Raw genomic sequence first — 14855 nt, forward strand, 5'->3', positions numbered from 1 at the left:
TTTTCCCGCTGTCACCCCACGGATGGTAGTGGTCCGCAACCGCGCCCCACAGGTTCGAGTCTGTATCAATCAGCCACCCCCGGACTCTGATTGACGACCACCGGCGGCCGCGCCCGACCGCCGGAGCCGTCGCCACGACAGCCGCCTCAGTGGAGGACCCGCATGGCACCACAGCGTTTCCGCGAGCAGTTCGACCAGATCCAGCGCTCGATGCCCGGCGTCCCGCTGGCGATGGGCCCGGACGACTCCGCCGAGTTCTTCTACGAGAAGGGCGTCGTCCTCGCCCGCGACGGCGAGGAGGCCCGCCTGGTCGAGGACACCGTGCGCGAGCACTTCACCGCGCTGTCCGGCCTCACCCCGGACCACGTGCGCCGGGCGAGCCCCGAGACCAACCGCACCGGCATCACCCGCATCCGGGTCGGCGACCCCGGCGAGGGCGTCCGTGACGGCGACCCCCTCGTGGCCCACGCCCTGCGCTCGCTCAGGACGACGGAGGGCCGCGCCGGCCGCCGGCTGATCAGCCGCAACCACGTCGTCTCCATCGCCGTCAACGCCTGCCCCGGCGACGAACCCGTCCCCGTCCCGATCACCGAGCCGCCCAACCCGGCCGCCGCCGGGACGCCGTACGACGCCGGGACCGCCGTCGGTGTCCTGGTCGTCGACACCGGCCTCATGAACGACTACCGCTCCTACCCGCTGCTGGTCCACACCGACGGCGACGCACAGACCAAGGAGTGCGGTGACGACGGCGTCCTGTGCCAGTACGTCGGCCACGGCACGTTCATCGCCGGACTCGTCGCCGCCGTCGCCCCCAACACCGACGTGACCGTGCGCGGCACCCTCAACGACGCCGGTGCGATCCTGGAGTCCGAGTTCGGCGAGAAGCTCTTCGAGGCCGTCGACCGGGGCGGCTGGCCCGACATCCTCAGCCTCTCCGCCGGCACCTCCAACGGCCGCACCGACGGCCTGCTCGGCCTCCAGGCCTTCATGGAGGAACTGCGCGACCGGCGCACCCTGCTGGTCGCCGCCGCCGGCAACAACGCCAGCGCCACCCCGTTCTGGCCCGCCGCCTACGCCGACCTGCCCGGCTGGGAGCACGCCGTCCTGTCGGTCGGCGCGCTGCGCGCCGACGGCGAGTTCGGCGCCTGCTTCAGCAACCACGGCGCCTGGGTCAAGGCCTACGCCCCCGGCGAGCGCCTCACCAGCGCCCTCACCGGCTTCGGCACACCCGTGCCGTACGTCTACCAGCACTCCACCTACGACGCCTGCCGGTTCGGCTTCGGCTACGCCTGCACCTGCCAGTACCCCCGGCACAACGGGGTGCTCAGCGAACCGGGCGAGGCGCCGGCCAAGCCGGACCAGGTGATGTTCGAAGGGCACGCGCAGTGGAGCGGCACCTCCTTCGCGACCCCCGTGGCCGCCGGCCTGATCGCCTCGCACATGACGGCCCACAAGGAGACCGACCCGCGCGCCGCCCGCAGGCAACTGCTCGCGGCCAACACCGAGTTCGCCGAGGTACGCGGCGCGCACGTACCGGCGCTGCTGCCGCCCACCTGGAGCCCGGGCTCCGTCGCACCGCCGGCCACGGGGGAGTGAGCGGCGCCATGCCGGGCGGACCCGCCCCCTGTGCGGCGTACGATGACGAGTCGTACACGAGGGGTGGGGCCGTGGACCGTGCAGATGTCGGGGCGCTCGTCCGGTCGGCCGCCGACGGGGACGCGGCGGCCTGGAAGTCACTGGTGGACGGGCTGGGCCCGCTGGTGTGGTCGGTCGTACGGGCGCACGGCCTGTCCGACGCCGACGCGCACGAGGTGTACCAGACCGCCTGGTTCCGCTTCGCCCAGTACCTGGGGCGGATCCGCGAACCGGAGAAGACCGGCTCGTGGCTGGCGAGCACGGCACGCCACGAGTGCCTGAAGCTGCTCAAGGCGTCGAAGCGCTGGACGCCGACCGACGACCCGCAGCTGCTCGACCGGCCGAGCGAGGACCGTACGCCGGAGGAGTCGGTGCTCGACTCCGAGGACGCCGCCGCGCAGACCGAGCGCGTGCGGCGGCTGTGGCAGGAGTTTGAGGAACTGGGGGAACGCTGCCGCCAGTTGCTGAGGGTGCTGATCTCCTCGCCACCGCCCAGTTATCAGGAGGTGTCCGCCGCGCTGGGAATCGCGGTGGGCAGCATCGGGCCGATGCGCCAGCGCTGTCTGCGCCGGCTGCGGGCCCGGCTGGAGGCACACGGGGGACGATATGAGTGACACGCACGACGACTTCGGGGACGAGTGTCCCGAGGAGACCTTCACCGACGGGGAGCTGGAGACCGGGCTGCTGGAGGAGGAGCTGCGGCAGGCCGCCGCGATCCTGGACCCGGTCCCGGCCGAGCTGCGGCGGATCGCCGTCGACGCCTACGCGCTGCACGACCTGGAGGCGCGCGTCGCCGAGCTGACCTTCGACTCGCTGACGGACGCCGTCCCGGTGCGCGGGGAGCCGGACCCGCCGCGGATGCTGACCTTCCGCGTGGACGACATGATCGTCGATGTGGAGGTGACCGCCGAGGGACTGTTCGGACAGGTGCTGCCGCCGGGACCGGCCCGCATCGAGGTGCTCACCGGCCCGCTGGCCCACGCGCGGCTCACGGCCGACGACATGGGCCGCTTCACCGGCGACGCCCCGCCCACCGGCCCGTTCGCCCTGCGCCTGCGGACCGGCGGCGAGGTGGTCGTCACGGAGTGGCTGCGCGCCTGACACCGGCGCACGGCCGGCCGGTCAGCCCGACACGGCGTCGACGAGTGCCGCCAGCGAGGCCGCGAGCCGGGACAGACCGGGCCCGGCCGGGCCGCCGGGCTCGGTCATGTAGGTGTCCCGGCGGATCTCCACCATCAGCGCGCCGACCTCGCGCCGCTTTCCGTAGAAGTCCAGCGGCACGTACGTCCCGCCGAACGGGCTGTCCAGTCCGGTCTCCCCGCACGGCGCGAACGCGTCCCGCGCGGCGGCGAGCAGCCCGGGCGGCGTGTGGAAGCCGTCGGTGCCCAGGCAGACCGGCGGGCGCGGGCCCTCGCCGTGCAGCTCGTAGGGGAGCGGCTCGGTGGGGTACGAGTGCACGTCGACGATGACGGCCCGTCCGGTGGCGGCGAGCCGGCCGGCGACCGCCTCGGTCATGGCGCGCGCGTACGGCCGGAAGTACCGCTCAAGGAGCGGCTCCGGGTCGGTGCCGTCGGCGCGCAGCACCTCGCGGTGCGTGGTCCGCGTGTACACGGCTCCCATGCCGACGGCCGTCATCTCCTCCCGCTCGTCCGGGAACCGCTCCGGGTCTACGACCAGCCGCGACGCCCGGTTCACGAACCGCCAGGGCGTGACGCCGGCCAGCCGGGCGGCGGCCTCGGCGATCTCGGCCGTGTGCGCGTCGGTGATGTGGTCCAGCTCCCGTTCCAGCGCCGCGTCGTCGAGGACGATGCCGGGGCGGACGTCGGCCGGTATCTCCCGCGAGGAGTGCGGCACGTGCAGGATCACGGGGGAGTGGGCGGCGCCGGGCAGCAGCGCGAAGGCGGGTGGGGCGTCGGTCACGGGGCCGCTCCCGGGGCGTGATCGATGGGGTGGGGCTGGGTGCGGAAGAGACGGCACCCCGCCTCCGCCGGGGCGGGGACGGGGTGCCGTAGGACCGCGCTCGGGTCCGGTGAGGACTACGCGAGGGACGCCAGCGCCTCGTTCCAGGTGGCCGACGGGCGCATGACCGCGGCGGCCTTGGCCGGGTCGGGCTGGTAGTAGCCGCCGATCTCGGCTGCCTTGCCCTGCACGGCGTTCAGCTCGTCCACGATCTTCTGCTCGTTGGCGGCCAGCGTCTCGGCGAGCGGGGCGAAGGCCTTGGCCAGGTCCGCGTCGTCGGTCTGCTTGGCCAGCTCCTGCGCCCAGTACAGGGACAGGTAGAAGTGGCTGCCGCGGTTGTCGATGCCGCCGACGCGACGGGTCGGGGACTTGTCCTCGTTGAGGAAGGTCGCCGTGGCGCGGTCGAGGGTGTCGGCGAGGACCTTGGCGCTGCCGTTGCCGGTGGCCGCGGCGTACTGCTCCAGGGACGGCACCAGGGCGAAGAACTCGCCGAGGGAGTCCCAGCGCAGGTAGTTCTCCTTGACCAGCTGCTGGACGTGCTTCGGCGCGGAGCCGCCGGCGCCCGTCTCGAACAGGCCGCCGCCCGCCATCAGCGGGACGACCGACAGCATCTTGGCGCTGGTGCCCAGCTCCAGGATCGGGAACAGGTCGGTCAGGTAGTCGCGCAGCACGTTGCCGGTGACGGAGATGGTGTTCTCGCCGCGGCGGATGCGCTCCACGGACAGCTTCGTCGCCTCGACCGGGTTGAGGATCCGGATGTCCAGGCCCTCGGTGTCGTGCTCCTGAAGGTACGCCTTGACCTTGGCGATCAGGTTGGCGTCGTGCGCGCGGCCCTCGTCCAGCCAGAAGACGGCCGGGTCGCCGGTGGCGCGGGCACGGGTGACGGCCAGCTTCACCCAGTCGCGGATCGGCGCGTCCTTGGTCTGGCAGGCGCGGAAGATGTCGCCCGCGGAGACCGTCTGCTCCAGGACGGCGTTGCCGTCGGCGTCGACCAGGCGGACCGTGCCCGTGGTCGGGATCTCGAAGGTCTTGTCGTGGCTGCCGTACTCCTCGGCCTTCTGCGCCATGAGGCCGACGTTCGGCACGGAGCCCATCGTCGACGGGTCGTAGGCGCCGTTGGCGCGGCAGTCCTCGATGACGGCCTGGTACACGCCGGCGTAGGAGGAGTCCGGGATCACGGCGAGGGCGTCGTGCTCGCCGCCGTCCGCGCCCCACATGTGACCGGAGGTGCGGATCATGGCGGGCATCGACGCGTCGATGATGACGTCCGAGGGCACGTGCAGGTTGGTGATGCCCTTGTCGGAGTCGACCATCGCCAGCTCCGGGCCCTCGGCGAGCTCGGCGTCGAAGGACGCCTTGATCTCGGCGCCCTCGGGCAGGGACTCCAGGCCCTTGTAGATGCCGCCCAGGCCGTCGTTCGGGGTGAGGCCGGCCTTGGCGAGCACGTCGCCGTACTGCGCGAACGTCTTCGGGAAGAAGGCGCGCACGACGTGGCCGAAGATGATCGGGTCGGAGACCTTCATCATCGTGGCCTTCAGGTGCACCGAGTACAGGATGCCCTCGGACTTGGCGCGGGCGACCTGCGCGGTCAGGAACTCGCGCAGCGCGGCGACGCGCAGCACGGAGGCGTCGACGACCTCGTCCTTCTTCACCGGTACGGACTCGCGCAGCACCGTGGTGGTGCCGTCGTCGCCGACCAGCTCGATCCGCAGGGTGCCGTCCTCGGCGATCACCGCGGACTTCTCGGTGGAGCGGAAGTCGTTCTCGCCCATGGTCGCGACGTTGGTCTTGGACTCGGGGGTCCAGGCGCCCATGCGGTGCGGGTGGGTCTTGGCGTAGTTCTTCACCGAGGCCGGGGCGCGGCGGTCGGAGTTGCCCTCGCGCAGGACCGGGTTGACCGCGGAGCCCTTGACCTTGTCGTAGCGGGCGCGGATGTCGCGCTCCTCGTCGGTCTTCGGGTCGTCCGGGTACGCCGGCAGCGCGTAGCCCTGGCCCTGAAGCTCGGCGACGGCGGCCTTGAGCTGCGGGATGGACGCCGAGATGTTCGGCAGCTTGATGATGTTGGCCGCGGGCGTCTTGGCCAGCTCGCCGAGCTCGGCGAGGGCGTCCGGGATGCGCTGGTCCTCGGAGAGGTACTCCGGGAACAGGGCGATGATGCGGCCGGCCAGCGAGATGTCCCGGGTCTCCACGGAGACGCCCGCCTGCGAGGCGTACGCCCGGATCACCGGCAGGAACGAGTACGTCGCCAGGGCCGGGGCCTCGTCAGTGTGTGTATAGATGATGGTCGAGTCAGTCACCGGGTGCTCCGCTCCACGTCTGCAACATTGCTCGACATCAAGATATCTCCTGATCGACCTCGGCTCGACAGGGGTCGCGCGGAGATTTTGGCCATCCGGCCGCGCGGCCCCGGCCGAGCGGGTGATCGGTCAGAGGGACGGCACCGTGTCCTCGCCCGTCCGCTGCTGCGGGATCACCACGGTGCCCTGCTGGAGCGCGACCGTCCGGGCGGGCGACGGGATGCGGATGCCCTCCTCGCGGTAGCGCCGGTGCAGGCGCTTGATGAACTCGTGCTTGATCCGGTACTGGTCGCTGAACTCGCCGACGCCCAGGATCACGGTGAAGCCGATGCGCGAGTCGCCGAAGGTGTGGAAGCGCACGGCGGGCTCGTGCTCGGGGACGGCGCCGGTGATCTCGGTCATCACCTCGGCGACGACCTCGATCGTGACCCGCTCCACGTGCTCCAGATCACTGTCGTAGGCGACGCCGGCCTGCACCAGGATGGTCAGCTGCTGATCAGGGCGCATGAAGTTGGTCATGTTCGTCTTGGCGAGCTGGCCGTTGGGGATCACGACCAGGTTGTTGGAGAGCGCCCGGACGGTGGTCTGCCGCCAGTTGATGTCCTCGACGTAGCCCTCCTCGCCGCTGCTGAGCCGGATGTAGTCACCCGGCTGGACGGTCTTCGAGGCGAGGATGTGGATGCCCGCGAACAGGTTGGCGAGCGTGTCCTGGAGCGCCAGGGCGACCGCCAGACCGCCCACGCCGAGGGCGGTGAGCATGGGCGCGATGGAGATGCCGAGGGTCTGGAGCACCACCAGGAAGCCGATGGCCAGCACCAGGACCCGGGTGATGTTGACGAAGATCGTCGCCGACCCGGCCACGCCGGAACGGGACGTCGTCACCGTACGCACCAGGCCGGCGATCACCCGGGCCGCGGACACCGTCACGACGAAGATCAGCAGGACCGTCAGCACCTGGTTGACGTTGTGCTGCACCGTCCGGGTCAGCGGCAGCGCCGCCGCCGCGCCCGCGACGCCGCCCGAGACCGCCGCCCACGGCACCACCGTGCGCAGCGCGTCCACGATGACGTCGTCGCCGCTCCACCGGGTGCGCTCGGCGTGCCGCCCCAGCCAGCGCAGCAGCATGCGCAGCAGGAACGCCCCCAGCAGGCCCGCGGCCAGGGCGATGCCGGCGGGCACCAGGTGGTCCATGGTGAGGTCGTCCGTCATCGGTCACCTCGGAGGGCCACGGCAGCGGCGAAACCGCCGGCCGACGGGCGGATGTGCTTACTCGTCACCTGTCACCTGCTCGATTCTCTGAAGTGCGATCGCACCGGCCCGCAAGGGAGTTCGACCGGCGCGGGCTCATCCTGCCGCATCCCACGCGGACGTTCGCACCGACGGGGGCAGCGGCGTCGCGCAGGGCGGGCCCGCCATCACACCCGACGCCTCGGCCCGCTTGGTGCCCCTGCACCGCGTATGTCGGCTCAGGACCGCCCGCCCCCCGGCCGCGGGCGACGATGCCGGCCGACGTCCCCGGACCGCGGGGGCGGCACTGCCCGCTCGCGCGTTCGGTCGAGCCCGGGCCCCGCGGGCGAGGGCGATGAGCGCGCGGCGGCAATGACCGCGAGCGCAGCCCGCCCGCTCGCTCGTCAGTCGGGTCCACGCCCGGCCGCTCGCCCAGCCCACGGCCGTCGCGTATGCCCCGCCCACCCCGCCGACGGCGCGAACAAGCCGCCGCCGTCCCCCTCCCGTCGGCCACTGCCCCGGCATGAGGGCCCCGTTCCTCAGAGCACCTTCGTCCGTACCAGTACCGCCAGGGTCAGCGCCCCCGGCAGTAGCGGTAGCCATACCGTGACGGCGCGGAAGGCGAGGGCCACCGCCGTGGCCGCGGCTGCCGGGCCGCCCGCCGCCACCAGCGCCACGACCAAGGCCGCCTCCACCGAGCCGATGCCGCCCGGCGTGGGCACCAGCGCGACCGCGACCGTCGCCGCCAGGTACGCCACCGCCATGTGTCCCGGCGGCACACCGAGCCCCAGCGACCTGCCGACCAGGACCAGCGCGGTCGCCTGCAAGGCGGGGAAGGCCAGCGCCCCGCCCCACAGCGCGAGCGCCCGCGCCGGGCGGGCGTGCACCGACCGGGCCTCGCCGAGTGCCGTCCGCAGGAAGGAGGCCACGGCCGTCCGCAGCCGCCGCACCAGCAGCAGCGCACCCGCCGCCACCACCGGCACCGTCCCCGCCGCGACCAGCAGCGGGCCGACGGCACCCTCCGGCAGCAGCGTGCCCAGCCGCAGCGCGCCGGGGAACGCGAGCAGCAGCCCGCCCAGCAGGGCCAGCCGCCCGGCGCTCTCCGCCAGCAGATACAGGGCGAGCGCGGCGGACGAACGGGCCAGCGGCAGCCCGCACACCGTCATGAACCGCAGGTTGACCGCGCTCGCGCCCAGCCCCGTCGGCAGCAGATGGTTGGCCGCGCCCGCCGCGAACTGGGTGGCGAGCAGCCGCCCCGACGGCAGCCGCTCCACCACCGCACCCTGCCGGGTGCAGGCGGCGGCCACCCAGGTCAGACACGTCACGCCGGCCGCCGCCAGCAGCCAGGGCCCGTCGGCGTCGGCGAGCCGGGCGAAGCCCTCGGCGAGCACCGACCGGTGCCGCACCGCCACCACGGTGACCAGCAGCAGCGGAAGGACACAGACGAACCGCCGCACCAGCCGGGCGCGGCCGTTCGGGCGGGCACGACCGTCCCGGCCGGGCACGACACGGCCGGGAAGGAGTGTTTCGGGAGTCTCGGGCAGACGTACCGCTGTCACACCACAAGACATTCCCCGAGCCGCGCCAACTACGGATGACCGACGCGCGGACGCGGTCTTACGGATCACCGGCACGCCGTCCTTGACCTCAAGGAAGCTTGAGGTCATACCGTCCCCGGCATGAGCATGGAGACCACCGCCTGGACCCAGCTGCACAGCGTGATGAACGCCGAGCAGGAACGCCGCCCCCTCGCCCGCGCCACCCTGCGCCGCATCGGGGCCTTCGCCCGCCCGCACCGCCGCCGTATCACCTGGTTCGTGCTGCTCGGGGTGGCGACCGCGCTCCTCGCCGTCGCCACCCCCGTACTGGCCGGCAAGGTCGTGAACGCCATCGTGACCGGCGGCGACGAGGGCACGGTCGTCCGCCTGGCCCTGCTGATCGCGGTGATCGCGGTCGCGGAGGCGGCGCTCGGCATCCTCTCCCGCAGGCTGTCGGCGACGCTCGGGGAGGGACTCATCCTCGATCTGCGGACGGCTGTGTTCGATCATGTGCAGCGCATGCCGGTCGCGTTCTTCACACGCACTCGTACGGGCGCGCTCGTCTCCCGTCTCAACAACGACGTCATCGGCGCCCAGCGCGCCTTCAGCAACACCCTGTCCGGCGTCGTCAGCAACCTGGTGACCCTGCTGCTGACCCTCGCCGTCATGCTCACCCTGTCCTGGCAGATCACCCTCATCGCGCTGGTGCTGCTGCCGGTGTTCGTGCTCCCCGCCCGCCGCATGGGCCGTCGCATGGCCCGCATGCAGCGCGAGGCCGCCACCCTCAACGCCGCGATGGGCACCCGGATGACCGAGCGCTTCTCCGCTCCCGGCGCCACGCTGATCAAGCTGTTCGGCCGCCCGGAGGAGGAGTCGGCGGAGTTCGCCGCCCGCGCCCGCCGCGTCGCGGACATCGGGGTGCGCACCGCCACCGCCCAGGCCGCGTTCATCACCGCGCTCACCCTGGTCTCCGCTCTGGCCCTGGCCGTCGTCTACGGACTCGGCGGCTTCTTCGCCCTGCGCGGCACCCTGGAACCGGGCGCCGTCGTCGCCCTGGCCCTGCTGCTCACCCGCCTGTACGCGCCGCTCACCGCGCTCGCCGGGGCCCGCGTCGAGGTGATGAGCGCCCTCGTCAGCTTCGAGCGCGTCTTCGAGGTCCTGGACCTGACCCCGCTCATCGCCGAGAAGCCCGGCGCCCGCCCCGTCCCGGAGGGCCCCGTCGCCGTCGAGTTCGACGACGTCCGCTTCGGCTACCCGTCCGCCGACAAGGTCTCCCTCGCCTCCCTCGAAGAGGTCGCCTCCCTGGACACCCGCGGCGGCGACGAGGTCCTGCACGGCCTGTCCTTCCGCGCCGAACCCGGCCAGACCGTCGCGCTCGTCGGTTCCTCCGGCGCCGGCAAGTCCACCATCGCGCAGCTGCTGCCACGCCTGTACGACACCGACGCGGGCGCCGTACGCATCGGCGGCGTCGACGTCCGCGACCTGACCGCCCGGTCACTGCGCGACACCCTCGGCATGGTCACCCAGGACGGCCACCTCTTCCACGACACCGTCCGCGCCAACCTGCTGCTGGCCCGCCCCGAGGCCGACGACACCGAACTGTGGGACGCGCTGCGCCGCGCCCGCCTGGACGACCTCGTACGGTCCCTGCCAGACGGCCTGGACACCGTGGTCGGCGAGCGCGGCTACCGCCTCTCCGGCGGCGAACGCCAGCGCATGACCATCGCCCGGCTGCTGCTGGCCCGCCAGCGCGTCGTGATCCTCGACGAGGCCACCGCCCACCTCGACAACACCTCCGAGGCGGCCGTCCAGGAAGCCCTCACGGAGGCCCTGGAGGGCAGGACGGCCATCGTGATCGCCCACCGCCTGTCCACGGTCCGGGCAGCCGACCAGATCCTGGTGGTGGAGGCGGGCCGCATCGTGGAACGCGGTACCCACGACGAACTCCTCGCGACGGACGGCCGCTACGCCGAGCTGTACCGCACGCAGTTCGCCGGGCCCGGACCCGCACAGGACGCGGACACCCGGCCGCGGCACGCCGAGCCGGCGCCGTCAGGGCGCTGAGGTACGCAGGTCCCGGCGGTACGCCCGGCCGGGCGTACCGCCGCTGTCACCTGTCGCCCCCTCCGGCACGGGAGGGAGCGACGCGGGGGTGCGCCAGTACGCCGTCCAGGACGATCCGCAGCAGCTCGCGCAGTTCGGTGTGCAGGGGAGCCGCCGCCGCGGGATCCCGGGACCAGCGGTAGAGCACACCCAGGTACGAATCGCGGAGCAGGTTGCCCACGCGCAGCGGGTCGACGTCGGTGGAGATCTGACCCTGCCGGCGGCCCTCCTCGATGATGCGTGCGAAGATCCGGCCGGTGTACGGCTCCTCGGTCAGCGGCCGGCCCGCCTTCACCCACGCCTCCACCATGGCCGGAGCGTAGGCGAGTTCGGCCTCGTTGAACTCCGCGAGGGCGGTGACGCACCGGGTCAGGTGCACGGTGACGTCGTCCTCGGAGTGCAGTGACTCCTCCATGCAGGCCTCCAGTCGTACGGCGCGGTCCTCGGCCCAGGCCGTCACCAGATCTTCCTTGCGCTGGAAATAGTTGAAGAAGGTGCCGCGAGCGACGTCGGCGTGTTCGGTGATCTGGTCGATGGTGGTGCGGTCGTAGCCCTGTTCGGCGAACAACGCGAGCGCGGCGGAGTAGATGGCATCCCTGACCCGCTGCTTACTGCGTTCTCGGCGCCCCAGGGGCCGGGCTGACTGGGTGGCGGACATGGGCTCACCTGCTTCTCGACGGCCGTATGCGGACTAGAGTCTATTTTTGACCCGCAGTCATAGATCAACAAGACCCCTTTCGGCTACTTCGGCGCCGGCCGACGCCGCCCGCTCGGGCGGGTCGCCCACCTCCCGGGACAGCTCCTCGGCGAGCCCGGAGAGGGCGCGCTCCGTCAGGAGGCGGCGGGGACGGACCGGCCGGCCCAGGGCGCGGGCCAGCCGCGTGGCCAGTTCGCCGGCGAGCAGGGAGTCCATACCCAGGTCGCGCAGCGAGCACCGGTTGTCGAGGCGGTCAACGGTCGTGCCGAGCACCAGGGCGACCAGCCGCTGGACCGTGTCCGCGGTGTCCTCCGCCGGCCGGCTCCCGGATGCCTGCGGCCGCGACGGCGTCGGATGCGAGGCTTCTCCGGCGTGGACCGCGCGCCGCAGCCTGATGCCCGCGAAGGCCGCCCACGGTTCTCCGTCGCCGCCGTACAGATGCAGGTCGCAGCGCGCCTCGGCGGCGTCGTCGCCGGCCGCGCCCGCGTGCCGCCGTACCGAGACCCAGGCGGGTCCCCCGTCGCACGACCGCAGCCGTACGCGGTCGAAGCCGGTCGGCAGGAAGCGCTCCGACCGGTCCTCGGGGCACACGGCGAGCACCGTCAGCAAGGCGGCCTCCAGGCCCGAGGCGTCCGGCCCGTGCGGCAACCGCAGCTGGGCGATGGCCTGGTCGGGCCCCAGCCACAGGCGTTCCACCAGCCGCAGGAGGACGTCGACCTGGCACCCCAGGCGGGCCGTCCGGTCGTAGAAGGCCTCCCCGGTGAGGTGTTCGGGGCAGTACCGCGCCAGTCCGTCCAGCACCCGGTCGAGCGGCGGGACGTCGTCGCCCGGGCTGGAGCCTGCGGTGACGCGACCGGTCACGAAGGCGTCGGCGTCCGGGCCGGCCCCCGCCGCCGTCCCGTCCTCCACGGCCCGTGGAAGGAAAGGGAGCCGGTCGTCGGGCGCCACGGTGACCCGGAACGCCGGTTCGCGGGCGTCGGGTGCCTCCTCCAGTCCGACGCGCAGAGCCGCGTCCGCGACGGCGGCCAGCGGGGGCGGCGGTGCGCACAGCCGGACGTCCTCCAGGGTTGTCCACCCGTTCGCCGTCCGGCCGGGGGCGTCACCCGCGGCCCGCGCGGCGGCGCTCAAGGCGAACGTCGGGGGCAGCGGTGCGGGAGCACCCCAGTGGACGCCAGCGCCCACCCGCTCCACGCCGAGTGCGGCCAGCGGGACGTCACGGCTGCGGTGGCGTCGCGGGCCGCCCCGCTCGGAGGCGGCCCGGGGAGCGGTCACCGGCGGGCGGAACTCCTCCGCGTCCCAGGCGTAGGCGGGCAGGGGGACCCGGCTGCCGCCGTCGGCGTACCAGCGCCGCCAGTCCACCCGGCCGCCGAAGGCGAAGACGCGTCCGGCCGCGCGGGCCACCAGGTGCTCCACCGGCTGACGGCGCGTCATCACCGGCACGACGGTCTGTTCGGTGTCCGCCGCCCGCTGGGTGCGCCGCAGCGCCTGGTGCAGCACCGGATGGGGACTCACCTCCACGAACACCGTCTCTCCGCGCTCGCCGAGGGCCCGGACGCCGTCCAGGAACCGCACGGGCCGGCGCAGGTTGTCCGCCCAGTAGGCGCCGTCGAGATCCGTGCCCGCCACCGGGGCGCGACGCACCGTCGAGAACATCTCGGTCGTGGCCGGCCGGGGCGTGATGCCGGTCAGGCGGCGCGCCAGTTCGGAGCCGAGCGGTTCCATGGCGGGGGAGTGGGACGGGACGTCCACGGGAACGGCGCGGCAGAAGACGTCCCGCGTCTCCAGCCGGTCGGACACCTGCCGCAGCGCCTCGTGAGGGCCGGCGAGCACCGTGTCGGACGGGGAGTTGACGGCTGCCACGCAGACCGGCAGGTCCGCGACGGCGTCGGCCGCCTCCCGCTCCGGCAGGCCGACGGCCAGCATGCCGCCGTGCCCGGCCGCGCGCTCCATGAGCGCGCTGCGACGGCAGATGACGGCCGCGGCGTCCGGGAGGGTCAGGGCTCCCGCGGCGTGCGCGGCGGCCACCTCGCCCATGCTGTGCCCCAGACAGACGTCGGGCTCGACACCCCGGGCCCGCAGCAGCGCGGCCAGGGAGACCTCCATGGCCCACAGGGCGGGCTGGACCAGGCCGACGGTCTCCGGCAGTCCGGCGCCTTCCGCGGTGACGAGGTCGGCCACCGACCAGCCGAGTTCCCCGGCCACCGCGGCGTCGCAGGCCGCCAAGGTCTCGCGGAAGGCGGGTTCCCGGTGCCACAGGTCCGCGCCCATGCCGGCCCACTGGCCGCCCTGGCCGGGGAACACGAACGCGACCGCACGACGGCCCGTCCGGGGAGCGGCCGCCATGCCCCCGTCGGGGCTCTCCTCGCCTTCGGCCAGGGTGGTCAGGACGCGGGCCATGCCGGCGTGGTCGGCGGCGACGGCCCACAGGCGGTGAGGGTGGGCGTCGCGGTGCAGGGCCGCGCTGAAGCAGACGTCACGCAGTGCCTGCCCGCGCCCCGCGCCGTCGACGAGGTGGCGGGCGTACCGTGCGGCCAGCCGGCGCAGTGACCGTGGGCTGCGCGCGCTGAGCACCAGCAGTTCCCGCGCCCGGCGGGGGGCGGGGCCGTGCGCGGCGGCAGGTTCGCGAGCCGGGGAACAGGGTTCCGCCGGGCGCTGCGTCGCGGTGGCCCGGTGCTCGCCCCGGCCCTGTGGGGCCGTCGCGGCGTCACGCGCGGTGAGGGCGTGCGCGGGGAGGGCCGCCCCGGCCGGTACGGCGGCCGTGACCGGGGGCCGGGGAGCCGTGGCGAGGTCGGTGATGACGACCTGGGCGTTGGTGCCGGAGAGCCCGAAGGAACTGGCCGACAGCAGGGGGTGCGCACCCATCGGCTCCAGCGGAAGGGGCCGGTCGGCCACGCGCAGCGGCACTTCCCCCGCCGCGAGCAGCGGATGGGGCCGGGTCACGTGCAGACTCGCCGGGATCAGGCGGTGACGGGCCACCAGTACGGTCTTGAGCAGGCCGGCGATGCCCGCGGCGGCCTCCGTGTGCCCGATGTTCGTCTTCACCGAGCCCAGAGTCAGGGGAGGCCGCGCCCCGCGTCCGTCCAGCACCTCGGCCCAGGCCCGCAATTCGATGCCGTCACCGACCCGGGTGCCGGTGCCGTGGGCCTCCGCGTAGTCCAGGTCGCCGGGAGAGACGCCGGCGCTGCGGCAGGCCGCGCGGATCATCGCCGCCTGGCCGCTGACCGACGGCTGGAGCATCGATTCACCGCCCCGGCCGTCGTTGACCGTCGCACTGCCCCGGATCACGGCGAGCACCTCGTCGCCGTCGCGCACCGCGTCGGCGAGCCGCTTGAGCAGGACGGCGCCGGCCCCCTCGCTGCGCACGAACCCGTCCGCGTCCGCGTCCGCGAACTTGCACCA

General features: G+C 73.5%; 10 protein-coding genes. 4 read left to right on the forward strand and 6 right to left on the reverse strand.

Annotated features, from left to right (window positions below):
• The first annotated feature begins 162 nt into the window (after positions 1-162).
• The 3 genes from GTW67_RS28465 (at position 163) to GTW67_RS28475 (ending at position 2736) form a co-directional block, all read left to right on the forward strand.
• Entirely contained in the window at positions 163-1596 is a 1434-nt protein-coding gene (locus GTW67_RS28465; protein ID WP_161167628.1) for a S8/S53 family peptidase, read from the forward strand.
• Positions 1597-1667: 71 nt separating this feature from the next.
• A complete protein-coding gene (locus GTW67_RS28470; RefSeq protein WP_161167629.1) occupies positions 1668-2249 on the forward strand; it encodes a sigma-70 family RNA polymerase sigma factor in 582 nt (193 codons plus the stop codon).
• The gene (locus GTW67_RS28475; RefSeq protein ID WP_161167630.1) at positions 2242-2736 is read left to right on the forward strand and encodes a hypothetical protein; all 495 of its coding nucleotides are present in this window, start codon (positions 2242-2244) and stop codon (positions 2734-2736) included. Before GTW67_RS28470 ends, GTW67_RS28475 begins: the two co-directional genes overlap by 8 nt.
• A gap of 21 nt (positions 2737-2757) precedes the next feature.
• Here GTW67_RS28475 and GTW67_RS28480 read toward each other — a convergent pair whose 3' ends face one another.
• The 4 genes from GTW67_RS28480 to GTW67_RS28495 form a co-directional block, all read right to left on the reverse strand.
• Positions 2758-3555: an N-formylglutamate amidohydrolase gene (locus GTW67_RS28480; protein ID WP_161167631.1), complete on the reverse strand. Its 798-nt coding sequence runs from the start codon at positions 3553-3555 to the stop codon at positions 2758-2760.
• Positions 3556-3671: 116 nt separating this feature from the next.
• Positions 3672-5891, reverse strand: coding sequence for an NADP-dependent isocitrate dehydrogenase (locus GTW67_RS28485; RefSeq protein WP_161167632.1), 2220 nt, complete (start codon positions 5889-5891; stop codon positions 3672-3674).
• Positions 5892-6020: 129 nt separating this feature from the next.
• Entirely contained in the window at positions 6021-7100 is a 1080-nt protein-coding gene (locus GTW67_RS28490; RefSeq protein WP_161167633.1) for a mechanosensitive ion channel family protein, read from the reverse strand.
• A 557-nt stretch (positions 7101-7657) separates the two neighbouring features.
• Positions 7658-8689 carry a lysylphosphatidylglycerol synthase domain-containing protein gene (locus GTW67_RS28495; protein ID WP_161167634.1) on the reverse strand — a complete coding sequence of 344 codons (1032 nt, stop codon included), beginning with the start codon at positions 8687-8689 and terminating at the stop codon, positions 7658-7660.
• A 108-nt stretch (positions 8690-8797) separates the two neighbouring features.
• Here GTW67_RS28495 and GTW67_RS28500 point away from each other — a divergent pair, with 108 nt between their 5' ends.
• Positions 8798-10720 (forward strand): ABC transporter ATP-binding protein, encoded by a 1923-nt coding sequence (locus GTW67_RS28500; RefSeq protein ID WP_237519071.1) that lies wholly within the window; start codon positions 8798-8800, stop codon positions 10718-10720.
• Between the two features lie 46 nt (positions 10721-10766).
• On the opposite strand, the gene GTW67_RS28505 is transcribed toward GTW67_RS28500, so the two are convergent.
• Positions 10767-11417: a TetR/AcrR family transcriptional regulator gene (locus tag GTW67_RS28505; RefSeq protein ID WP_161167635.1), complete on the reverse strand. Its 651-nt coding sequence runs from the start codon at positions 11415-11417 to the stop codon at positions 10767-10769.
• Positions 11418-11474: 57 nt separating this feature from the next.
• A partial coding sequence (locus GTW67_RS28510; protein ID WP_161167636.1) for a type I polyketide synthase occupies positions 11475-14855 on the reverse strand: 3381 nt, incomplete at its 5' end.

Source organism: Streptomyces sp. SID5910, assembly GCF_009862125.1.
Lineage (GTDB): Bacteria > Actinomycetota > Actinomycetes > Streptomycetales > Streptomycetaceae > Streptomyces.